This window comes from Arthrobacter sp. 05L44, assembly GCF_056397605.1.
On sequence record NZ_JBFTNS010000001.1, the window covers coordinates 447,541 to 470,400 of the forward strand.

Consider the following 22,860-nt stretch of genomic DNA (forward strand, 5'->3'; position numbering starts at 1 on the left):
TTTAACCGCGGTCTGCGGCCGACGCCGGAGCGTAGGCCTCCAGGCCGTCTTCGACGCTAAGGTTCTCGATGTCGTCGGAGAACCCGGGCGAGGTCCGCGACCGGCTCGGAGCAACGGGCTTCTCCAGGCCGAGGTATCCGCCGATCCGGTCAGCACAGGCGGAAGGATCCGTGAAAACCTCTATGGTCCATAGTGGCATGTACCGCCAGCCCATGCGCTCGAGCAGCTGCGGCCGGAGACGGCTCCGCTCACGCACCGACATCCGGCGGTACCGCTCGGTTCCGTCGGACTCGATGGCCACCGGGCTGGGAATCTCGGCTTCGTCCTGGCCGATGGTGTGCATGGGGTCCGCGGCCGCCACCATATCCACGACGCCGTCGTACTGGTGCCAGACCCTGGCCCCGCGGGCCCGGAGCCGGTCGCCCAAATCTGCCACCAGCGGGTCGGCACCCAGCGACTGTTCGCTGGCCGCCGCGCGGGATGCGGGGCTGCCCAGGTCGGAGTTGCCCGCGATCTCGCGGTCGAGGAGCTCGTAGAAGTCCACGGCGCCGTGGCTCAGCCGGGTCACGTCCAGATCCTCGGGACGGAAGCAGCTGAGTACGTGTACGGAGCGCCGTGCCCGGGTCATGGCCAGGGCGAACTTCGCGCGGCCACCCTCGGCCGAGAGCGGCCCGAGGCTGTGCAGGGCGCGCCCGTGCGGGGTGCGGCCGTATCCCGGGGAGAAGATCACGTGGTCCCGGACCAGCCCCTGTGCACGTTCGAGGTCCACCACGCGGAACGACTCGTCGCCGGCGGTGAAGAAGCTGCCGAGCAGTGGGTGGTTCGGCAGTTGACGGCGGATGGCCTCGCCAATCCGCGCGGCGTGCCGCAGGCTTCCCGTGACGACGGCCAGCGAGGTGCGGGGCCGGAGCCGGGCGTGGTCGAAGACCAGTTCCACCACGCGGTTCACCTCGGCGACCACCGATTCCACGCCGTCATGGTCCGCGCTGGGCAGGCCTGTCCCGTCCGGCAGGTATTCCACCGTCAGCGCCCGGTCCAGGCCGGTGGCCGACTGCCCCTCGGGAAGCCGGCGGAGTTCGCCGTCGTAGAATCCCTTGCTCAACTGCCGGACGAGGTCCTCGTCGACGGCACGGTAAACGGTCCGCAGGTTCCAGACCGGCAGTACGGCGGCCAGTGCCCGGTAGGCGCTGTCGACCGGGTGGTGCGGGTTCTCTCCGGCGGCGAGCCGTTCCACCCCCACGGTGAAGCTGCGCGGGCTGGCGATCTTGTCATCACCGAAGGCGATGACCTGGCGGGAACGGGCGACGGCGGGCAGGACGGCCTGCAGCGAGGTCGCCTCGGCGTCGAGGATCACCACAGCATCGAAGTGCTGCTCGGCAGGGAGGAGGCTGGGGAGCAGGTACGGGCTGACGGACCAGACCGGAACCAGCCGGGGCACCAGTTCGGGTGACTGGGCTGTGAGGGCCGTCGGGGTCACCCGTCCGTCCTTGAGCAAGCTGCGCAACAGGTCGGCCTGCCGGGGATGCTCGCTGAGGGCGGCGCGCCACCGTTCGGCCAGTTTCCAGCGCAGCCGGGCGGCGCCGCTGGCGATGTGGGCGTTGTCAGCCAGGCGGTACTCAGCCTCAAGCTGTCGGAGGGCGTCGCCGTCGGACATGGCAAGGTAGTCGTCGCCGCTGATCATGGCCTCCAGCGCGGACTGCCACCAGGCGAGCTCGAGTTCAGAAGCCACCGATCCGGCAGGGACCTCCCGTTCGGCGAGGTCGGCGAGGAGTTCGCCCAGGCCGTGCTCGCGCATGTTCTCCACCAGCAGCGTCCGCTCAGGGAGAGTCTCCAGGGTGCCGGTGTCCGCGACGAGCCGTTCCAGCCGTTCCATCAGTTCGGGGTACGGCGTGTCCCGGACGTTGCCGCCGGCCTCCGTGTGCCGGACGGCGGCCGAAAGTTCGGCCAGCTCGGATTCGAGGTCACGGTACAGCGCAGTGATTTCGGCCAGGCCGGACGGGACCGCGGGGTGGCGCTGGGTGGTGGCGTATTCGGACCATGTGGCCCGCTGTTCCTGGACCAGCAACAGCGAACTGTGCAGGTCTGCGATGTGGACGCCGGGTCGGACGTATTCTTTGGCGACCCGACGCAGCCGGGAACGCTGCATCGAGGCCATCTCGATGTTCCGCTCCCGGCGCCAGGCAGAGGGGGCGGTGGCAGAGATGAGGTCGTGGACGGGTCGGTCGAAAATGTCGGGGGTGAACTTGTCCAGGCTTTCCCGGACGGCAACCAGCAAGTCGATCTGGTCGCCCCACTCGCTGAAGGTTGTCCCGAGGCGGATCTCCGCGTGCTCGGCGACCTCGTTCATGCGTTCGCGCAGCTGCGGGAGCTTCTCCGCCACGGAGACGGCCACCTGCTGCGCTTCCTGGGTTTCTTTGCGGGTCAGAAGCCGGGCTCCGTGCCAGGGGCTCATGGTGGAGGCACGGCTGAAGCTGCCCAGCTCGGCAGCGCGTTTGAGCCGGCCGGCAAGTTCCTCGCGGTCCCGGATGCTGTCCAGCACGCTGCGCTTGAGCCGAACCGTGGTGGCCGGTGCCGGGTGGATGGCGGTGAGCGCCGCCAGCGACTGCATGGCCTCGTAGGGAGAGCAGCCCCAGCGCTGGCGGACGTTGTGCAGGGACGCCACATGGTCCATCAGGGCGTGCCGGTGTTCGGTCAGCGTCGAGTGCAGGTTTTTCAGCTGCGGTTCGAGCGACTTTTCGTTCCGCACAATCGCGCGGACCAGCTGGCCCTTGAGCTGCAGCGGCGTAGAGTTGCCCGCTAGCTGGACCAGCAGGGAATCGAGTCCGAGTGTCTCCAGCTGGCCGGATATTTCGCCGAGGCTGGCCCGGCGGTCGCTGACCACCAGGACGCTTTTACCCTCGTCGACCAGCGCCCCGATGGTGTTGATCGCGGTCTGGGTCTGGCCGGTGCCCGGGGGGCTGCTGACCACCAGGGAGTCGCCGGCGCGGACGGCGTCCACGACGTACTGCTGGTCCGTGTCGGCGTCGAGCAGGAGGAGCTCGTCCGCCGGGCTGCGTTCGTCGGTGCTGGGGAACCGGCCGGGGACCGGTGCGGGGACGTCCACCGGAGTGCCGGCGGCTGCGCGTGCCAGCGAGGCCACGAGCGGGTTGCCCGGGTTGATCCAGGGGTCGTCGAGGTTGCCGGAGAGGTCAGCGAAGGTGGAGACCAGCAGGTTGTGTTCGATCTCGGCGCCGTGGATCGGCTGGACCAGGGTGCCCAGGCGGTCCAGCACGGGCTGGGGATCGTACCGGGCGGTGCTGTAGGCCATCCGGGTCACGGCGTTGACGTCGAAGACAATGCCGTGGATGGATTTGAGGTGCCGGACCAGGGCCGGGTTGATCCGGGCCTGCTCGGTCAGCTGCAGCTCGTAGTCGTCCTCGCCCGGGCGGACGGTGAGTGAGATGGCGGAGAGCATCACGGGGGCGGATACCCGCTGCGGCTTGCCTCCGACGGCGGAGGTCCAGACAACGGTGCCGGCGGAGAAGTACCCGGCGTCGATGCCGCGGTCGTTTGCCAGTTCGAAGATCTTGGAGCGCAGGTTGCGGGACGCCCTCGCGGCGACAACGTACTGCTGCCGGTCGCGGATCAGGGTGGACAGGCGGGTCCGGCGCCCGGCCATCAGCTGGGCCAGGCCCGAGGGATGGGCGTGGGTCAGGTCGATGGAGCCTTCAGGGGTTTTGGTAAACCGCAGCATGGTGTCTGCTCCGGTGACGGGCTTGAGGCCCGACAGCCATTTCCTGAACTCCTCGGAGCCCTCGGGGTGGCCTTGACCTACTGACACTTCTGCCTTCTTTTCTGTGCTCACGATTTCTGGGTTCGCGCGGGACGCCCTGGACCATACCGGCATGCTTTCGAGGGTAGCCCGAATCCGGGGCCAGTGCGGGGCCGCAACACTGGCGCACACCAAATTCGTGGCTCAAATACCCCGGCCTGTCAGAAGGCCTGGCGGTTCCGGAGTGCCGGTGGCAAAGAAAATGGCCGGCCTCCGAGGAGACCGGCCATTCACTACGCTATTCCCATTCGATGGTTCCCGGCGGCTTGCTGGTGACGTCCAGCACCACGCGGTTCACGCCGTCCACCTCGTTGGTGATCCGGTTGGAGATCCGGGCCAGCAGCTCGTAGGGCAGCCGGGACCAGTCGGCCGTCATGGCGTCCTCGGAGGACACCGGGCGCAGCACGATCGGGTGTCCGTACGTGCGTCCGTCGCCCTGGACCCCGACGCTGCGGACGTCGGCCAGGAGCACGACGGGCATCTGCCAGACTTCGTTGTCGAGTCCGGCGGCGGTCAGTTCGGCGCGGGCGATGGCGTCGGCCTTGCGGAGCAGGTCCAGGCGCTCCTTGGTGACCTCGCCGACAATCCGGATGCCGAGGCCGGGGCCCGGGAAGGGCTGCCGGCCGACGATTTCCTGCGGCAGGCCGAGCTGGGCGCCGACAGCGCGGACCTCGTCCTTGAACAGGGCGCGCAGCGGTTCGACAAGTTCGAACTGCAGGTCCTCGGGAAGGCCGCCCACGTTGTGGTGGCTCTTGATGTTGGCCGCACCTTCGCCGCCGCCGGATTCGACGACGTCGGGGTACAGGGTTCCCTGCACGAGGAACTTGATCTTCTCGCCATGGGCGGCGGCCTCGGCGATGATCGCCAGTTCGGCTTCCTCGAAGGCGCGGATGAATTCGCGGCCGATGATCTTGCGCTTCGTTTCGGGATCGCTGACGCCGGCGAGGGCGGCCTGGAAGCGCTCCTGCTCGTTGGCGACGTACAGTTTGACGCCGGTGGCGGCGACGAAGTCGCGCTCCACCTGCTCTGCCTCGCCTTCACGCAGCAGGCCGTGGTCGACGAAGACACACGTCAACTGGTCGCCGACGGCACGCTGGACGAGGGCCGCGGCCACGGCGGAGTCGACGCCGCCGGAGAGGCCGCAAATCACCCGGGAGTCGCCGATCTGTTCGCGGATCCGCGCGACCTGCTCCTCAAGGATGTTGCCGGTGGTCCAGTTCGGTTCGAGCTTGGCGCCCTTGAAGAGGAAGTTCTCCAGGACTTCCTGGCCGTACGCCGAGTGCTTCACCTCCGGGTGCCACTGGACACCGTAGAGGCACTTTTCCTCGTTGGCGAAAGCGGCGACGTCGGCGCCGGCCGTCGTCGCGAGGACCTCGAAGCCCGCCGGGGCCTCATGCACGGAGTCGCCGTGGCTCATCCAGGTGCTCTGGTGCTGCGGCATTCCCTCGAGGATGGAACGGCCTTCGCCGATGGTGGTGGTCTCGGTGGCGCCGTACTCGCGCAGACCGGTCCGGGCCACCTTGCCGCCGAGGGCGTTGGCCATGGCCTGGAAGCCGTAGCAGATGCCGAAGACCGGGACGCCGGCCTCGAACAGGTCCGCCCCCACGCTGGGGGCACCCTCGGCGTAGACGCTCGAGGGTCCGCCGGAGAGGATGATGGCGGACGGGTTCTTCGCCAGCAGCTGCTCGGTGCTGTAGGTATGCGGAACAACTTCCGAATACACATTCGCTTCCCGGACGCGGCGGGCAATCAGCTGCGCGTACTGGGCACCGTAGTCAACAACCAGCACCGGCCTTTGGGACGTCTGGGATGCAGTGGGAGTGGTCACCGTACTAGCCTACTTTGCGGCGCCGGTCCCCCGCACATCGAAAAGCCTCCCGTAAGCGAACTCACAGGCCGGCGCGCCGCCGGCAACCAGGGGCCAGCGGCGCTACCGGTCAGTAGCGCTGCGGGGCCTGCGGGTTGGCGGCCAGTTCCGCGTCCACCTCGGCGTGGAACCGCTTCTCCACGAAGAAGGACAGGAACGGCACCACACCGCCGAGGGCCAGAATGATGAGCTTGGCGAAAGGCCAGCGCATTAGCGACCAGAGCCGGAAGTTGGACATCAGGTACACCACATACATCCACCCGTGCACGATCAGCACCGCGATGGAGACGTTGACCCCGCCAATGACTCCCGGGGGCTCTGCGTCGGCGAACCCGAAGCCGAAGGCCTGCCCGGTCACGGCGTTGGTGCCGCCGGCAAAGAGGTACTGGCCGAAGACGTAGCGGGCCACCAGCTCCGCGCAGAGCAGGAGCAGCATGGAACCGGTGAGGTACGCCAGGACCTTGTAGAACTTCAGGGCGGAGCGGATCTGCGCCTCGGTCCCGCCGAAGCGGCGCTTTTTGCCGCCGGGGGTTCCCGTTCCGTTGGACTGCTGCGGCTGGATGGCCGGCTGGGGCTCGATCATGATTGCACTCTCGGATTGGTTGGTTCGGTTTCGGGGGAATCTGCGTTGTGGGGACCGTCTCCGGCGGAGCGGCGGGCGGCTTCTTCGTCCTGGGCGTCCTCGAGGCCGCGGCGGTAGTCATCCTTGACCAGGCGCCACCAGATGAACAGGGCGAAGCCGGCAAACACCACCCATTCCGCGGCGTAGAAGAGGTTAAGCCAGTTCACCGTCGTCGCGGGCGGCTGCGGGCCGATCTTCAGGGGCCTGATGGCCCCCGAGACGGCGACGTCGGAGCTGCCGGACCGCTCGGCACTGGCCGCGACGAATCCCGGATAGCTGCTGACGTCCCAGAGGTTGATCAGTTCGGCGACGGACACCGCGCTGGCCCGCCCGGGGCCGGCGTCGGTGTTGGGCACCGGCGCTTCCGACGGGATCAGCCTGCCGGTGAGTTCGACGGCGCCCGACGGCGGCGGCGTCGCCTCGGAGGGGTCTGCAACCCAGCCCCGCGCGACCGGGATCCAGGTCTGCGGCGAGGCTCCGGCCCCCGTCAGGGCCGGGGCGCCCTGCACGGCGAAGGCGGAGACTATCCAGAAGCCCTTGGTGCCGCCGTTGACCCGGCCGGGCACGAGGACCTGCTTCTTCGCGTCGTAGTGGCCGGTGGCCGTGACCACCTGGTCCGCGACGGTGCCCGGGAAGTAGTGCCCAGGTGCCAGGACCGACGTCAGTGGCCGGGGATCCTCGGTGCCCGTGGAAACCGGCACCTCGGACTGCGTTGAGCGGCCGAATTGCCACTGGCTCAACAGTACGAAGACCCCCGAGATGACGATCGCAAACACAAGGCCTGCGATCCAGCGGGGTTTGAGGGCGGTTTTCAGCACCCCTTAACCGTACTTCGTCCGCGTGTAGAACAACGAAACGGTCCCTTCAAAGGGCTTGCCCCAAGAGTGGGGCACCAAGCTTGCCCCAATCTCAGTGGTCGAAGAACACCAGGCTGGAATTGATCAGTTCCGAAATCACTTCGGAATCGTAGGCGCGGCGGAGTGATTCCCGGAATGATTCCTTGGACAGGGAGCGGGCCAGGGTGGCGAGCACTTCAAGGTGCTCGGAGAAGGAACTCGCGGGCGTGGCGATCAGCAGGACAATCGTGGCGGGCCCGTCGGCGGCACCGAAGTCCAGCGCGCTGCCGTACTTGGTAATGCCGACCGCGATCGAGGTGCGGGAGACGAACTCGCTGCGCGCGTGAGGCAGCCCCACACCGCCGGGAAGCCCGGTGGCCAGCTGGTGCTCGCGGGCGTTGACGCTGCCGAGGAACCCCTCCAGGTCGGAGATCCGGCCTGCCTCGTACATTCGCTGCGCCAGCTGCGCGGCCGCGTCGAACTTGTCTTTGGCGTCCAGCTCCAGGATCACCATTTGCGGCGTGGTGAGCTCGGCATCGTACCGGTCCAGTGGTTCCGCCAAGAGGTGTCCCTTCGATGTGGCGCCAGCGCGGGCCGGCGGGTGGTGCGCCGTACGGCGCGCCCGGTCAGCGCAGCGGAACGATGTCCTCGACGCCCAGGCGCGCGGCGTCGGCGGACTCGTCGTCCGGCTGCTCCTGGCTCAGCCGTTCGGCGTCGACCCGGGCCAGGTAGTGCTTGATTTCGCTCTCGCGCTGCGCGTCACTCCAGCCGAGAACCTCGCCCATCAGTTTAGCGACTACCGGGGCCGCCGACACACCGCGGTCCCACGCCTCGATCGAGATCCTCGTCCGCCGGGTCAGGACGTCCTGCACGTGGCGGGCGCCCTCGTACTTGGCGGCGTAAACGGCTTCGGCCGCCAGGTAGTCGTCGGCACCCGGGAGCGGCTCGGCGAGCTCCGGATTCTCCCCGATGAGGGCCAGGACTTCCGGGGCCATGGATCCGTAGCGGTTGAGCAGGTGTTCGATCCGCGCCACGTGGACGCCGGTCTCGTCCGCCATCCGGTTGCGCTTGTTCCACGCCGCTTTGAAGCCGCTGGCGCCCAACAGCGGGATGGATTCGGTGCACGACGGCGGAACCCGTTCGTCCATGCTGCGGGTTGCCTCGTCGACGGCGTCCTTCGCCATGACACGGTAGGTGGTCCATTTGCCGCCGGCCACCACCACGAGGCCGGGCACCGGGTGGGCGACGACGTGTTCGCGGGACAGTTTGGCGGTCGAGTCGTTTTCCCCGGCGAGCAGCGGGCGCAGGCCGGCGTAGACACCCTCGACGTCCTCGCGGGTCAGGGGCCGTTTGAGCACCTTGTTGACGTGTTCGAGGATGTAGTCGATGTCCTTGCTCGATGCCGCGGGGTGGGCCTTGTCCAGGTGCCAGTCGGTGTCGGTGGTGCCGATGATCCAGTGCCGGCCCCAGGGGATGACGAACAGTACGGACTTCTCAGTCCGCAGGATCAGGCCCACGGTGGACTGGAAGCGGTCCCGTGGCACCACGAGGTGGATGCCCTTGGAGGCGCGCACCTTGAGCTGGCCGCGGTCGGTGACCATCGCCTGGGTCTCGTCGGTCCAGACGCCGGTGGCATTGATGACCTGCTTGGCGCGGATGTTGAAGCTGGAGCCGTCCTCGTGGTTGACCACCTTGGCGCCCACCACGCGTTCGCCCTCGCGCAGGAAGTCCACCACGGCCATCTGGTTGACCGCGTGTGCGCCGTAGTAGGCGGCGGTGCGGATGAGGTTCGCGACGTACTTCGCGTCGTCGACCTGGCCGTCGTAGTAGCGGATGGATCCGACGAAGGCGTCGTCCTTGAGGCTCGGCGCCGCCCGGAGGGTGCCGCGCCGGCTCAGGTGTTTGTGGAACGGGACGCCCCGGCTGTGGCCGCCGGTGATGGACATCGCGTCGTAGAGGGCGATGCCTGAGCCGACGTAGGGCCGTTCGACGAAGCGCTTGGTCAGCGGATAGAGGAACGGCACGGGCCGGGCAAGGTGCGGGGCGAGGACGGAGAGGATCAGGCCACGCTCGTGCAGGGCCTCTTTGACCAGGGCGAAGTCCAGCATTTCCAGATACCGCAGGCCGCCGTGGATGAGTTTCGAGGACCGGGACGATGTGCCGGCCGCCCAGTCATTGGCCTCGACAATGCCGACGCTGAGCCCGCGGGTCACGGCATCGAGGGCAGCCCCGGCACCAACGATTCCGCCGCCAACAATCAGGATGTCCAGTTCTTTGCCGGGCTGGGCGCTGGCCTTGAGCACCGCGAGTGACGCCTCGCGTTCCGCGGGTCCGAGCGCGCCGCCCGCCAAAGGAGCACCACCGGGAAAACTGTTCATCTCACGCCTCCGTCCGGATCAAACCTCGTAGTGCACCACACTACTTCCAAGTTCAGCCGTTGGGCAGGGCTCCGGGCAGCCCGGAGGAGGGCTTAGTTTCCGGCGTAGGGCGAGACGACGACGTCGACGCGCTGGAATTCCTTCAGGTCCGAATAGCCGGTGGTCGCCATGGAGCGGCGGAGCGCCCCGATGAGGTTCGAGGTGCCGTTGGTGTGGTGGCCCGGACCGAACAGGACCTCTTCGAGCGGTCCGACGGTGCCGACATTGGCCCGGTCGCCGCGGGGCAGTTCGAGGTGGTGGGCCTCCTGGCCCCAGTGCCAGCCCTTGCCGGGGGCTTCCTCGGCACGTGCCAGGGCACTGCCGAGCATCACGGCGTCGGCGCCCATGGCGATGGCCTTGACGATGTCACCCGAGGTGCCCATGCCGCCGTCGGCGATCACGTGCACGTAGCGTCCGCCGGATTCGTCCATGTAGTCGCGGCGGGCGGCGGCAACATCGGAGATGGCCGAGGCCATCGGCGAGTGGATGCCCAGGGCGCGGCGGGTGGTGGTGGTCGCTCCCCCGCCGAAGCCGACCAGGACGCCGGCGGCGCCGGTGCGCATGAGGTGCAGGGCCGGGGTGTAGCCGGCGGCCCCGCCCACGATCACCGGGACGTCGAGTTCATAGATGAACTGCTTGAGGTTCAGCGGCTCGTGATCCTTGGAGACGTGCTCTGCGGAGACGGTGGTGCCACGGATGACGAAAATGTCGACGCCGGCGGCCAGCACGGTCTTGTAGTGCTCCTGGGTGCGCTGCGGTGTCAGCGAGCCGGCCACGGTCACCCCGGCGGCGCGGATTTCGGCGAGCCGCGAGGTGATCAGTTCGGGCTGGATGGGGGCCTGGTAGAGCTCCTGCATCCGGCGGGTGACGGCCGGGCTGTTGGTCTCGTCCTCGAGGGCAGCGATCTGCTCCAGGACAGGCTGCGGGTCTTCATACCGGGTCCAGAGCCCTTCGAGGTCGAGGACGCCGAGACCGCCGAGCCTGCCGAGGGCGATGGCGGTTTCCGGCGACATCGCGGAATCCATCGGGGCGGCGATGACGGGCATATCGAACTTGTAGGCGTCGATCTGCCAGGAGACGGAGACGTCCTTGGGATCACGCGTACGTCGGTTGGGGACGATCGCAATGTCGTCCAGGGAGTAGGCACGACGCCCACGCTTGCCACGGCCAATCTCAATCTCGTAAGTCACGTGCCCACTTTACTTGACCCTGCCCGCGGGCCGTCATTTCACGCCGGCCGTTGCGGCTCGCGGGGCTCCGGGCCGCCCGGCCGCCGGATCCGCCAGGCCGATCAAGGGGCATCCCGGGGCTCGAAATTAATCGATAGTCAACACTGACTTGACACGATTAGTCAATAGTTTACAAAACGTGAAAATGCCCTTACGTTTGCTTCGGCCCGCCGGGATCGACCGGCGGGCCTCCACCCCCAGCTCCGGGCCTTCCGCAATGCCCGGTCGAAGAAAGCAGAACCCATGGGAAGTGCATCACTCAGGACCTCACGTGTCCTGGCCCTGTCGCTGGCCGCCGTCGTCGGCACGCTGACTCTGGCCGTCTCCCCCGTCTCCGCGGCCCCCGGGCCGGTCACCTCGCAGACCACGCCCGCACCGGAGGTCAACGCCGGCGAGGCGTACACGCAGTTCATCGTCAGCTTCAAGAAGACCCCCGGCAACGCCACGCCCAACGGCCGCGCCAACGCCTGGGGCAAGGCCGCGAAGCAGCAGGGGGTCAGTGTGCGGGAACTCCGCACCATGGCCACGGGCGGCACGCTGATCGCTTCGGACAAAGCGCTGTCCGGCCAGTCCGCCCAGGACTTCATGGACAACATCGCAGCCTCGGGCGCCGTCGACGCCGTCGAGCCCGATGCCCGCATGACTGCCGTGCTGGCGCCCAACGACACCCGCTACGGCGAGCAGTGGGACTTCACCGGCGCCAACGGAATGCGCATCCCGGGAGCCTGGGACGTCTCCACCGGTGCGGGCTCCACGGTGGCGGTGATCGATACCGGGATCACCGCGCACCCGGACCTGGACGCCAACGTGCTGCCGGGTTATGACTTCGTCACGGACGCCACCGCGGCACGGGACGGCAACGGCCGGGACGCCAACCCCCAGGACCAGGGCGACTGGTACGCGGCCGGCGAATGCGGACAAACCGCGGCCGCCAACTCGTCCTGGCACGGCACCCACGTGTCCGGGACCATCGCCGCCGTCACCGGCAACGCCACCGGGGTGGCCGGCGTGGCACCAAACGCCAAGGTCCTCCCCGTCCGGGTCCTGGCCAAGTGCGGCGGGTCGCTGTCCGACATCGCCGACGCCATCATTTGGGCCTCCGGCGGGACGGTGGCCGGAATCCCGGTCAACGCCAACCCGGCAAAGGTCATCAACATGAGCCTGGGCGGTTCCGGCGCCTGCGGCACCACCTACCAGGCGGCCATCGACTCGGCCGTCTCGCGCGGCACCACCGTGGTGGTAGCTGCCGGCAACAGCAACCAGGACGCTTCCGGCTTCCGGCCGGCCAACTGCAACTCGGTGGTGACCGTGGCCGCCAGCAACCCCAGCGGCTCCCTGTCCTACTACTCGAACTACGGCGCGACCGTTGACCTCACCGCGCCCGGCGGCGACACCAGCGTCAGCGGCGGCGGCATCCTCTCCACCCTGAACACCGGGACCACAACCCCCGGCGCGGCGGGGTATGCCTTCTACCAGGGCACTTCAATGGCCACCCCGCACGTCGCGGGGCTGGTGGCGCTGATGAAGGCCAAATCGCCGTCCCTAACTCCGGCCCAGGTCGAGTCCACCCTCCGGCAGGGCACGCGCGCCATGCCGGGCGGCTGCACCAAGGGTTGCGGCGCGGGCCTTTCGGATGCCACGGCCACCATGGGGCTGCTGGGCGGAACCACACCGCCGCCGTCGGGCAACCTGCTGCTCAACCCCGGCTTTGAAAGCGGTGCGGCGTCGTGGACCTCCGACCACACCGACACCTTCGAAACCGGGACCGACGCCCGCACCGGCAGCGGCTTCGCCGGGCTGAACGGCTGGGGCCAGTCGACGTCGTACACGCTCGATCAGACCATCACCATCCCGTCCTCCGTGACCGGTTCCTCCCTCTCCTTCTACCTCAAGACGCTGACGGACGAGACCACCGCGTCCTCGGCCTACGACACGCTGAAGGTGCAGGCCATCAGCGGCGGCGTCACCACGACGCTGGCCACCTACTCCAACCTGAACAAGTCCGCCGGCTACGTGCTCAAGACCCTGGACCTGTCCTCGTTCAAGGGCAAGAGCGTGACCGTGCGCTTCCTGGGCGTGGAAGATTCCTCGCTCAAAACCTACTTCTTCGTGGACGACACCTCGGTGACCACCTCGTAGCACGGGCCGCGCAACGAATGGGCATGCCCTCCCCTCCCGGATGGGCATGCCCATTCTTTGTGCCAGGGAACGGACATAGTGGCGTTATGTCCACTGGCCGCTGTGACGGGAGGGCATGTCCCGCGGCGGAGCCGGCCCCGCGCAGGGCAGTGTCAGCGCGGCAGGTACGCTGGCGGCATGCGTAAAGGGTGGATCTTCGACGGCCACATCGCCGGGCTGGGAACGGAATCCGGGCTGCGCGCGGTGCTCGGCCTCTGGCAGCGGTCCCCCTTCGGACCCTTCACTGATGCCATGGTGGAGCTGCCCTCGGGCCACCGGATTCTCCTGGCCCCGACCGCCGAAACCTGTGACTTCATCGCCTCGGTCTATCACTTTGACGAGAGCCGCGTGGTGGAGGTGGCGGCCGCCCATGAGGGAGGGCAGCTCACCGTCGACGCCGGTCCCCTCAGCGTGCGGGCCACCATCGGCGACCGCACCCTGCTGGGCGGCTTCGTCCGCCTGGTCCCGCGACCGGTGGCGGTGCACCCGCTGTGGTTGCGGGCCGTCAACCCGGTCGCTGCCAAGGTCAGCCCCGGAGCCCGCACCGCAGGCGCCGCCAAAGACGGACGGACCGAGTACTACGGCGTGACGGACCTGCACCACATCGGGGCAGCACGCATGAGCTGGGAAGGCGCCGACGCCGGGTCGCTGGCCGCCGTCCGGCCCCCGGTCACCTTCGGTTTCAGCAGCGTGCCCGCTGCGCCCAGCCTGGCCCGCGTGCGGACCACGGTGACGCCGACCGCGCGCGCGGACACGCCCTGACACTCGGCCACGGGGCCGCTCAGGCCCCTTCGGCCTCATCCACACTGAGCTGGGATTCGAACATCCGGAAGTACCGGCCGCGCAGCGCCACCAGTTCCCGGTGCGTGCCTTGCTCCACGATCCTGCCGTCCTCGAGCATGTAGACCACGTCCGCTTTTTCGATCGTGGCCAGCCGGTGGCTGATCGCAATGATGGTGCTGGTGCGGTCGGCGAAGAGGCGGGTGAAGATCCGGTGTTCGGCCAGCGCGTCGATCGCCGAGGTCGGCTCATCCATCACCATAAACGCCGCGTCGCGGTAGAAGTTCCGGGCCATCGCCAGGCGCTGCCACTGGCCGCCGGAGAGCCCGCTGCCCTTCCGGCCCCGGGGATCCTCCATCCAGTTGCTGACGTGGTTGTCCAGCCCGTTGGGCAGCTTGGAGATGAACTCGAGCGCCTCGGCGTCAGCCGCGGCCCGGCGGACCCGCCCGTCATCCCGTGCCGCATCGACGTCGCCGAAGAAGATGTTCTCCGCAGCCGTAGCGAACTCGTATTTGAGGAACTCCTGGCTGAGCACTGCCAGGTGGCGGTGCCAGGACTTCACGTCGACGGCGGCGAGGTCCACGCCGTCGAGCATCACCTGGCCGGAGTCCGGCCGGTAGAGCCCGGCCAGGATCCGGATCAGCGTGGATTTGCCTGCACCGTTTTCCCCGACGATGGCGATGTGCTGGCCCTCCCGGATGGTCAGGGAGATGCCTTTGATGACTTCGAGGTCGCTGCCGGTGTAGGTGAAACGGATGTCACGCAGCTCCACCGTTTCGGGCGGGGCCAGCAGGGGCGGGGCGTGGCCGGAGTGCACGGGCAGCGCCATGAACAGCTCGTAGTCCTTGAGGTTGGCGAGGTCCTCATCGATGGAACTGAGCGAGGAGACCAGGCTGTTCGCGGTGGACAGGGCACGGCTGACGATCTGCTGGACGTAGAGGAACTGGCCCACGGGTTGGGCACGCGCGATGATCTGGCCGACCACCCAGATCAGCGAGACCACCTCGGCGCCGTACTGCAGGGCGTCGGCGGCGAGCTGTTTGGGGATGTAGCGCTTCTGGAAGTCGAGCCGGCGCTTTTCATCCGCGTCCCGGAGCCGGGAGCGCAGCCCCATGAGGTAGCCGACAATCCCGTACAGCCGCATCTCGGCGATGTGCTGCGGGCGCAGGAGGTTCGTTTCGATCATCCGCCGCTGCCGGCGGGAGTCCACCTGGGTGTTCCAGTGCGCGATCTGCTCGCGGGAAAGTTTGAACTGCAGGTAGACGCTGGGCACGATCGCCACCAGGACAATCACGGCGATCCACCAGCTGACCAGCAGCAGCGCGCCGATGGCGAGGAGCACCGAGACCAGCTGGGTGAAGATCGCGGCGATCCGGTCCAGGACGCGGGCATAGGAGTCGGAGAAGCGCTTGGCGCGGTCGTAGAGGTCCACCGTCTCCTTGTCGTCATAGCGCCAGAAGTCCAGGGCCAGGAAGCGCTCGTACATCAGGTCCCCGACGATCGCGCCCACCCTGAAACTCATCAGCTGCTGGATGTAGCGGTCCACGCTGCTGAACGCTCCCCAGAACAGGCCGAGGGCAGCGGTGATGATGACGTAGACAATGGCCTGTTGCCCCGCGGCGGCATTGCCCGCGTATGCGGCCGCCAGCGCCGTCGTCGTCAGGGCGGCGAAGTAGGTGGTGACGAGCGGCAGCAGTGCCGAGATCAGCGAGCCCAGAACCTTCATGACGACGGCGGCCGGGGAGGCCCGGAAGCTGACCCGCAGCACCTGCGCGACCGCCCGGGCGTAGGGCCTGAGCGCCAGTTTGCGCCGGGGCTCACGCGCGGGCAGGAGTTCGGACATGTTCCCAGCCTAGTTGCGGGTCGCGGCGCTGTTAACGCAGGCAGGCCACGGGAAGAATCCCGTGACCTGCCTGCGTTGGGCCCACGCCCGCCGGGTTCCCTGGCCGAGCTTGCGAGGCTAGGGGCGGGTGGGGATCAGCGCGAGCCGTAGTTCGGCGCTTCCACCGTCATCTGGATGTCATGCGGGTGGGATTCCTTCAGGCCGGCCGGTGTGATCCGGACGAACTTTCCGCGAGCCTTGAGCTCCGGGACGGTCGGGGCGCCGGTGTAGAACATGGTCTGGCGGAGGCCGCCCACCAGCTGGTACGCCACCGAGGCGAGCGGTCCACGGTAGGCCACCCGGCCTTCGATGCCTTCGGGGATCAGCTTGTCGTCGCCCGAGACGTCGGCCTGGAAGTAACGGTCCTTCGAGTAGGACGTGTTCTTGCCGCGGGTCTGCATCGCCCCGAGCGAACCCATGCCGCGGTAGAGCTTGAACTGCTTGCCGTTGACGAAGATCAGGTCGCCCGGGGACTCGTCGCAGCCTGCCAGCAGGGAGCCGAGCATCACGGTGTCCGCGCCGGCTACGAGGGCCTTGCCGATGTCGCCGGAGTACTGGAGTCCGCCGTCGGCGATCAGCGGAACGCCGGCCGGGATGGCGGCCTTGGCGGACTCGTAGATGGCGGTGATCTGCGGGACGCCGACGCCGGCCACCACACGCGTGGTGCAGATGGAGCCCGGTCCCACGCCCACCTTGATGCCGTCGGCACCGGCGTCGATCAGCGCCTGGGCGCCTTCACGGGTGGCAGCCTGGCCGCCGATGATGTCCACGTGCGCCGCCACGGGGTCTGACTTGAGCCGGCGGATCATGTCCAGGACGCCCTGCGAGTGGCCGTTGGCGGTGTCGACGAACAATGCGTCCACACCGGCGTCGATCAGGGCCATGGCGCGCTCCCAGCCGTCACCGAAGAAACCGATGGCGGCACCGACGCGCAGCCGGCCTTCCTCGTCCTTGGTGGCCAGGGGGTACTGCTCGGCCTTGGTGAAGTCCTTGGTGGTGATGAGGCCCTTGAGCCGGCCCTGCTCGTCAACGAGCGGAAGTTTCTCGATCTTGTTGGTGGCCAGCTTGTGCGAGGCCTCCTCGCGGCTGATGCCGACGTGCCCGGTGACCAGGGGCATCTTGGTCATCACGTCGCTGACCAACCGGATCGGGAAGTCCGTCTCCGGGACAAAGCGGGTGTCGCGGTTGGTGACGATGCCCAGCAGCTTCATGCCCTCGTCCACCACGGGAAGGCCGGAGACGCGGTAGTGCGAGCAGATCTCGTCGAGTTCGGCGAGGGTGGCTTCGGGGCCGATGGTGAGCGGGTTCGTGATCATGCCGGACTCGCTGCGCTTGACCCGGTCCACCTGGTCCGCCTGGTCGGCGATCGAGAGGTTCCGGTGCACCACGCCGAGGCCACCCTGGCGGGCCATGGCGATGGCCATCCGCGACTCGGTGACGGTGTCCATGGCGGCGGACAGCAGGGGCGTGTTCACCGTGATGCGCTTGGAGATCCGGGAGGAGGTGTCAGCCTCGGACGGAATGACGTCGGTGTGCCCCGGCAGGAGCAGGACGTCGTCGTAGGTCAGGCCGACGAAGCCAAAGGGGTCGTGTTCGGGCTGGGTCATGAGTGCGCCTCTTACCTTGGGTTTCTGGGTTCACGGGTAGGGGTTGCAGCAGATGACCAGCCCGTCATTACGGGCGTGGCCTGTGCAGAAGTGTTGAATAAATAGTAGAACCTAGCCGGCGATCCCCCTATTCCGCGCCGCGAATGTGAGTAACAGCATGCGGCCGGGGGCACCGCCCGCGTCACTTCCAGCCGGTGGCGGCCAGCAGGCGCTTTTCGAACATCGGGATCATGCTCTGGACGTAGGTCTTGGTCAGGTGGTTGTCGTCCTTGTAGACGTAGACGTTTCCGACGACGGCGGGGCAGGTCCCGTTGGCGCAGATGAAGTCGCTCATGTCCATCAGGTGCAGCCGGGCGACCTTGCCGCGGTAGTCGTCCAGCGGCGAGGACGCGGCCAGCGACTCCTCCAGCGGGACGTTGCAGTCGGCGGCGTCGGCGCCCTTTTTCTGGACGCATTCGGGCATGTTCACGGTGAACCGGGGGTTGTCGCGGATGCCGATCACGTCGATGCCGGCGTCGGTGAGCGGCTTGATGCCCTCGAGGTACTGCGGCACCTCGGTCTCGAACGGCGCGTCCTTGTGGGTCAGCGAGGCCACGGTGAACACGGCGTCCGGCTTGTGTTCGAGGACGTAGTTGGAGCTGGCCTTGTTGAAGGCGTTGCAGTCCGCGTCCCGTTCGGGCGAGTCGCCGCCGAAGCGGCAGTTGCCCTTCAGCAGGGTCACCACTTCCCAGCCGTGGTTCTTGGCGATGGGCCCCAGCGCGGCCATGTACTGCTGGGCGTGCGAGTCGCCGAGCACCACGATCCTCTTGGTGACTTTGTCCGGCCGGCTGTTCTGCAGGCAGCCCTGCAGCAGCGGATCGGTGGGCACGTTGCCGCCGGTGCACAGGCCGTCGATGTCAGCCCATTCGTTCTTCATGGCTGCCGGCGCGGGAATGATCTTCGCCTCCGGGGTCGGCTTCCCGGCGTTCTCCGGGGCCAGCACGGCAGCGCCCGGTGTCAGTTCCTTCGGCTGGGCTGCTGCCGCTGCCTCGTCGGCCACGATGTGGCTCTGCCAGAGGGTGACCGGGCCCGCCAGCAGCGCACCGCAGGCGGCGATCACGACGGCGGTGCGCCAGGCACGGCGCTGCGGCCAGTGCCACTCGCGCAGTGGTTTCTCGACGAACCGGGTGGTGAGCACGGCCAGCACCAGCGAGGCGGCGACGATGGCCAGCCCCTGCCACAGGTCGGGCGCGGTGATGCCCATGCCCGCCAGGGCCAGAACCAGCAGCGGCCAGTGCCAGAGGTACAGGGCGTAGGAGTTGTCCCCGAGGGCCACCAGCGGCCGCAAGGTCAGGAGCCGGTCGACGCCGAAACGGCTGCTGCTCCGGCCGGCCACGATGATGGCGGCGGCGGCGAGGGTGGGCCACAGGGCGATGAAGCCCGGGAACGACCGGTCCACGGTCAGCAGGAGTCCGCAGGAGAGCATCGCGGCCAGGCCGGCCCAGCCCAGGACCAGCCGCACGATTTTGCCCGGTTTCAGATAGGGCAGGGCCAGGGCCAGCAGTGACCCCAGCGCGAATTCCCAGAGCCGGGCGCGGGTGTCGAAGTAGGCGTAGGCCTGGTTGCTGGCTGTCTGTTGGACCGAGTAGGCCAGGGAAACGGCGAAGATGGCACCGAATGCGACCGCCAGGAACACGCGGTAGTTCAGTTGCCGTTCGTCCAGGCGGGTCCAACGGAGCAGCGCGCGGCGCAGGAGGGCCGCCCCGGCGAAGACCAGGGGCCAGAGCACAAACACCTGGCCCTGGATGGACAGTGACCAGAAGTGCTGCAGCGGGCTGGCGCCGGAGTGGTCCTGGGCGTAGTAGTCGACGGCGGTGTCCGCGAGCAGCCAGTTCTGCCGGTAGAGCAGCGAAGCCCAGGCCTGGTCGAGGATGTCGGACCAGCGGCTGGCGGGCAGGATCGCCCAGGTGCCGATCAGGACGCCGAGGACCACCACGACGACGGCGGGCAGCAGCCGTTTGAGCAGGTGCAGCCAGTGGTTCAGGAGACGCAGCGGCTTCCCGCTTTCGACCTTGCGCGCGAAGCTTAGGGTCATCAGGAAGGCGGAGATCAGCAGGAAGATGTCCACGCCGCCGGAGACCCGGCCCAGCCACACGTGGTACGTCACCACCATCAGCACTGCCAGGGCGCGCAGGCCCTGCACTTCGGGGCGGTAGTCCGATTTCCGGCTCGCGGGGGAACCGGCCGCCGCATGTTGCGGGCGGGCTGTGATTCGCTCGTTCGACATTGGGGTTTCCTCGGGCCGGCGTCCAAAGCATCAATGTTACCGAAACGTAATTTTCTTCGCCAATCGCCGCGGCGCCCGGGACGGTCCGGCGACGCGTCCCGGCGGCCGCCGCGGGGCTAGTCTGTTACGAGTCGAAGGAGGCCGCCCAGTGATCGTCCAGTTGCGGATTTGCGTGCCGGAAAAGCTTTCCGCCGCGGTGGTGGACTGCTGCTCCGCCGGGGTGGGCGTCGCGGAGGTTGCCCTGCACCCGGGCGCCTCGGTGGTGCCGGCCGGCGACGTCGTCCTGGTCCTGGCGGCCCGGGAATCAGTCGAGGCGTTGATCGAGCAGCTTCATGGCCTCAACGTCCAGGACGTCGGGTCCATCTCGGTCACCACCCCTGACCTGGTGCTGTCCGATCGGGCGGACAAGGCCGTGGAGGCGGCGCCCGGGGAAGGCGCCGATGCGGTGATCTGGGACGAGGTCTCGCGGCAGACCGGGGAGGAATCCCGGCTGACGTGGAGCTTCCTGGCGTTCCTGGCGCTGGCGACGCAGCTGGCCGCGATCGGAATCGTCACCGATTCGACCATCGCAATCGTCGGTGCCATGGCCGTCGGCCCCGAATTCGGCCCGCTCGCCGCGCTGGCAGTGGCCCTCGTCCGGCGGCAGTGGCGGCTGGGACGCAGCGCCTCGCTCGCTCTGGGTGTGGGTTTTCCCGTGGCCATGCTGGCCGCGGCCTTCACCGCGTGGCTTTCCGTTCCGCTGGGGCTTTTCCCTGCCGATGCCCTGGACCGCGGCTCCGCCGTCGAGTTCATCTACCACCCGGGACCTTACTCGCTGATCGTCGCCCTGCTGGCGGGCACCGCGGGGATGCTGTCGGTAATCGGCCGGCGCTCCGCAGCCCTGATCGGCGTGTTCATCTCGGTCACCACCGTCCCGGCGGCCGGTTTTGTGGCGGTGGCCCTGGTCCTGGGCGAGTACCAGAAGGCGGCTGGTTCGGCCCTGCAGCTGTTCGTGAACCTTGCCGGGATTGTGGTCTCCGCAGTGGCGGTTCTGGTCTTCTACCGGCTCATCGCCAAACGCCGGCCGCCGGCTGCCGCAGGCGCCCTGCAGCCCAACGCACACCACCTGAGGCCCTGAGGCCCTGAGTCCCCGAAGCCCTGAAGCCCTGAAGCCCTGAAGGGACGTTACTTCCAGCCGGTCGCCTCGGACAGACGCTGGCCGAAGACAGTGGCCATGGAGGCCACGTAGGTTCTGGTCAGGTGGTTGTTGTCCTTGTAGACGAAGGTGTTCCCGACGATGCCCGGGCATGACTTTCCGTCGCAGATCAGATCCGTCATGTCCACGATCGACAGCCCAGGTATTTTGCCCCGCAGCGCCGAGAGGGGACTCTTCGCCGCGAGCACGTCGCGTTGGGCGCGCACGCAGTCCGGGCTGGCACTCCCCTTCTCGGCCGCACACTCGGCAATGTTGAAATTGAAACGCGGGTTGTCACGTATGGCCACGACGTCCACGTGCCGTTCCGTCCAGAACCTTGCGGTTGCTTCGAAGGACGGGGACAGTTTTTCCGCCGGGGAGGAAACCGCCGCCGCCGTTCCCACGGTGATGATGGCGTCCGGCGGATTGTCGGTGACCTCCTCCGTCACAGCCGCGTTGAACGTGTCGCACGGAATCGAACGCCCCTGGGCGGAGATCGAGTAGCGGCAGCCTGCCCGGAGTATCGAGTACACACGCCAGCCGTTCTGCTTGCCGGCCGCATCGATGGCTGCCTGCCATTGCTGGGCATGGGAATCCCCGAGCACGAGGATGGTCTTGGTGGGTTTGCCGGACAGTGAGTTTTGCGAGCAGTTGCCCTTGAGTGAATGGTCTTCCGGCTCGAGGTCACCTGTACAGCGGTTGCCGAGGCCGGCCCAATCGTTCTTGAGCTGTTCGGGCAGGGGCAATGCAGGGGCGTCGCTGTCGGCTGCACTGACAAAACCCGGCAGCAGCGCGATGGCGCCGGGGTTGTTCCGTGCCGATTCGGACATAACTGCCTGCGCCTGGAGGTGCTGCCGGAGCTGCACGCCGGACAGGGGAACGGCGACCACGGCGAGACACAGCACGACCGCGAGGGCGGCCCGCCGTCGTCGGACTTCCGGCCATGCCCATGACCGCCACGGGCGCTCGATGAAGCGCGTGGTCAGGAAGGCGAGTCCGAGGGATGTGGCGATGATCAGGGTGCCGGAGAGCCAGCCCGCCTGTTCCTTGCCGCTCCAGGTCAGGGCCAACACGAGAACCGGCCAGTGCCACAAGTACAGGGCGTACGAGTTGTCACCCAGTTTGACGAGGGGCTTGGAACTGAGGAAGCGGTCGATACCCCAGCGGCTGTTCGTTTGTCCTGCCAGGACGACGCAGCTGGCAGCCAGTGTGGGCCACAGTGCCACGAAGCCCGGGAACGCCCCTTCCACGTCGAGGATAAAGCCGCAGCTGACCATCGCAAGGACGCCCACCCAGCCGAGGACCACGCGGAGCCTGCGGGAAAAGAACGACAGTCCCGGCAGGAACAGTGCCAGCAGCGTGCCGAGCGCAAATTCCCAGAGACGCGCTCCGGTGTCGAAATATGCCTGCGACTGGTTGGTGGCCGTGTAAACGATCGAGTAGGTCAGCGAGACCAGGAAGATGGCCGCGAAGATGTAAGCGAGCAGCGCGCGGTACCGGAGGTCGTATTTGCGCGCGACCACGGCAGTGCCGGCGAAGATGAGGGGCCAGAGGATGAAAATCTGGCCCTGGATCGACAGCGACCAGAAGTGCTGGAGTGGGCTGGCCAGGGCATGGTCCGCCGCGTAATAGTTGACGGCTTCCGCCTGCAGTACGCGGTTTTCGGCGTAGAACAACGACGCCCAGCTCTGAGCGACGACGTCCGGGAAGCGAGTTCGGGGCAGCAGCACGTAACTGGCCAGCAGAGTCGTCAGGATGACCACGGCCGCGGCGGGCAGCAGCCGCCGGAAGAGGTGCAGCCAGTGCTTCAGCAGGGCCATAGGCGAGCCGCTTTCGTAGCGGCCCACGAACTGCAGCGTCATCAGGAACGCGGAGATTAGGAGAAAGACATCGACGCCGCCGGACACACGCCCGAACCAGACGTGATAGGTGGCAACCATCAGGACGGCCAGCGAACGCAGCCCCTGGATCTCCGGCCTGTATTTGCGTCCCGGGGCACGACGCCTACCGGCCCTGGGTTCGCGCGGGGACACAACACTTACCGCTCCGGACATGAAAAACCCCCAAAAAATACTCAAGATAGCAACCGCAACTATACCGTCCGGGGTAGACGCGGAGCCCGGATGACGGTGGTCCGCCCAGGGCAGGACTCGGACGGACGGGCCGCAAACGGAAGAAGGACCGGACCAGC

The 22,860-nt window shown here is 67.8% G+C and carries 14 protein-coding genes; 3 read left to right on the forward strand and 11 right to left on the reverse strand.

What is annotated here, in order from left to right; translation table 11 throughout:
• Position 1: 1 nt before the first annotated feature.
• The 7 genes from AC1DHY_RS02055 to AC1DHY_RS02085 all read right to left on the reverse strand — a co-directional run bounded on the left by AC1DHY_RS02055 (position 2) and on the right by AC1DHY_RS02085 (position 10,743).
• The gene (locus tag AC1DHY_RS02055; RefSeq protein WP_476903090.1) at positions 2-3,820 is read right to left on the reverse strand and encodes an AAA family ATPase; all 3,819 of its coding nucleotides are present in this window, start codon (positions 3,818-3,820) and stop codon (positions 2-4) included.
• 229 nt (positions 3,821-4,049) lie between these two features.
• Entirely contained in the window at positions 4,050-5,639 is a 1,590-nt protein-coding gene (gene guaA / locus AC1DHY_RS02060) for a glutamine-hydrolyzing GMP synthase (protein ID WP_476879116.1), read from the reverse strand.
• A 109-nt stretch (positions 5,640-5,748) separates the two neighbouring features.
• Positions 5,749-6,261 carry a DUF3817 domain-containing protein gene (locus AC1DHY_RS02065; protein WP_476879117.1) on the reverse strand — a complete coding sequence of 171 codons (513 nt, stop codon included), beginning with the start codon at positions 6,259-6,261 and terminating at the stop codon, positions 5,749-5,751.
• Complete coding sequence (locus AC1DHY_RS02070; RefSeq protein WP_476879118.1) at positions 6,258-7,118, reverse strand: SURF1 family protein; 861 nt, start codon at positions 7,116-7,118, stop codon at positions 6,258-6,260. Before AC1DHY_RS02070 ends, AC1DHY_RS02065 begins: the two co-directional genes overlap by 4 nt.
• A gap of 91 nt (positions 7,119-7,209) precedes the next feature.
• On the reverse strand, positions 7,210-7,698 hold the full coding sequence (locus AC1DHY_RS02075; protein ID WP_476879119.1) for a PTS sugar transporter subunit IIA: 489 nt from the start codon (positions 7,696-7,698) through the stop codon (positions 7,210-7,212).
• Between the two features lie 64 nt (positions 7,699-7,762).
• Positions 7,763-9,514, reverse strand: a complete 1,752-nt coding sequence (locus AC1DHY_RS02080; RefSeq protein ID WP_476903091.1) for a glycerol-3-phosphate dehydrogenase/oxidase — start codon at positions 9,512-9,514, stop codon at positions 7,763-7,765.
• Between the two features lie 92 nt (positions 9,515-9,606).
• Positions 9,607-10,743, reverse strand: coding sequence for a GuaB3 family IMP dehydrogenase-related protein (locus tag AC1DHY_RS02085; RefSeq protein WP_476879121.1), 1,137 nt, complete (start codon positions 10,741-10,743; stop codon positions 9,607-9,609).
• 282 nt (positions 10,744-11,025) lie between these two features.
• Here AC1DHY_RS02085 and AC1DHY_RS02090 point away from each other — a divergent pair, with 282 nt between their 5' ends.
• The gene (locus AC1DHY_RS02090; RefSeq protein WP_476879798.1) at positions 11,026-12,921 is read left to right on the forward strand and encodes a S8 family peptidase; all 1,896 of its coding nucleotides are present in this window, start codon (positions 11,026-11,028) and stop codon (positions 12,919-12,921) included.
• A gap of 177 nt (positions 12,922-13,098) precedes the next feature.
• On the forward strand, positions 13,099-13,722 hold the full coding sequence (locus tag AC1DHY_RS02095; RefSeq protein WP_476879797.1) for a hypothetical protein: 624 nt from the start codon (positions 13,099-13,101) through the stop codon (positions 13,720-13,722).
• Positions 13,723-13,741: 19 nt separating this feature from the next.
• Here the strand turns inward: AC1DHY_RS02095 and AC1DHY_RS02100 are convergent, their stop codons facing one another.
• The 3 genes from AC1DHY_RS02100 to AC1DHY_RS02110 form a co-directional block, all read right to left on the reverse strand.
• Positions 13,742-15,583, reverse strand: coding sequence for an ABC transporter ATP-binding protein (locus AC1DHY_RS02100; protein ID WP_476879796.1), 1,842 nt, complete (start codon positions 15,581-15,583; stop codon positions 13,742-13,744).
• A 134-nt stretch (positions 15,584-15,717) separates the two neighbouring features.
• Positions 15,718-17,229, reverse strand: a complete 1,512-nt coding sequence (guaB, locus tag AC1DHY_RS02105; RefSeq protein WP_476879795.1) for an IMP dehydrogenase — start codon at positions 17,227-17,229, stop codon at positions 15,718-15,720.
• A gap of 181 nt (positions 17,230-17,410) precedes the next feature.
• A complete protein-coding gene (locus AC1DHY_RS02110) occupies positions 17,411-19,495 on the reverse strand; it encodes an acyltransferase family protein (protein ID WP_476903092.1) in 2,085 nt (694 codons plus the stop codon).
• 148 nt (positions 19,496-19,643) lie between these two features.
• Here AC1DHY_RS02110 and AC1DHY_RS02115 point away from each other — a divergent pair, with 148 nt between their 5' ends.
• Complete coding sequence (locus AC1DHY_RS02115; RefSeq protein ID WP_476903093.1) at positions 19,644-20,612, forward strand: DUF389 domain-containing protein; 969 nt, start codon at positions 19,644-19,646, stop codon at positions 20,610-20,612.
• A 47-nt stretch (positions 20,613-20,659) separates the two neighbouring features.
• On the opposite strand, the gene AC1DHY_RS02120 is transcribed toward AC1DHY_RS02115, so the two are convergent.
• A complete protein-coding gene (locus AC1DHY_RS02120) occupies positions 20,660-22,723 on the reverse strand; it encodes an acyltransferase family protein (RefSeq protein WP_476903094.1) in 2,064 nt (687 codons plus the stop codon).
• Positions 22,724-22,860 lie beyond the last annotated feature (137 nt).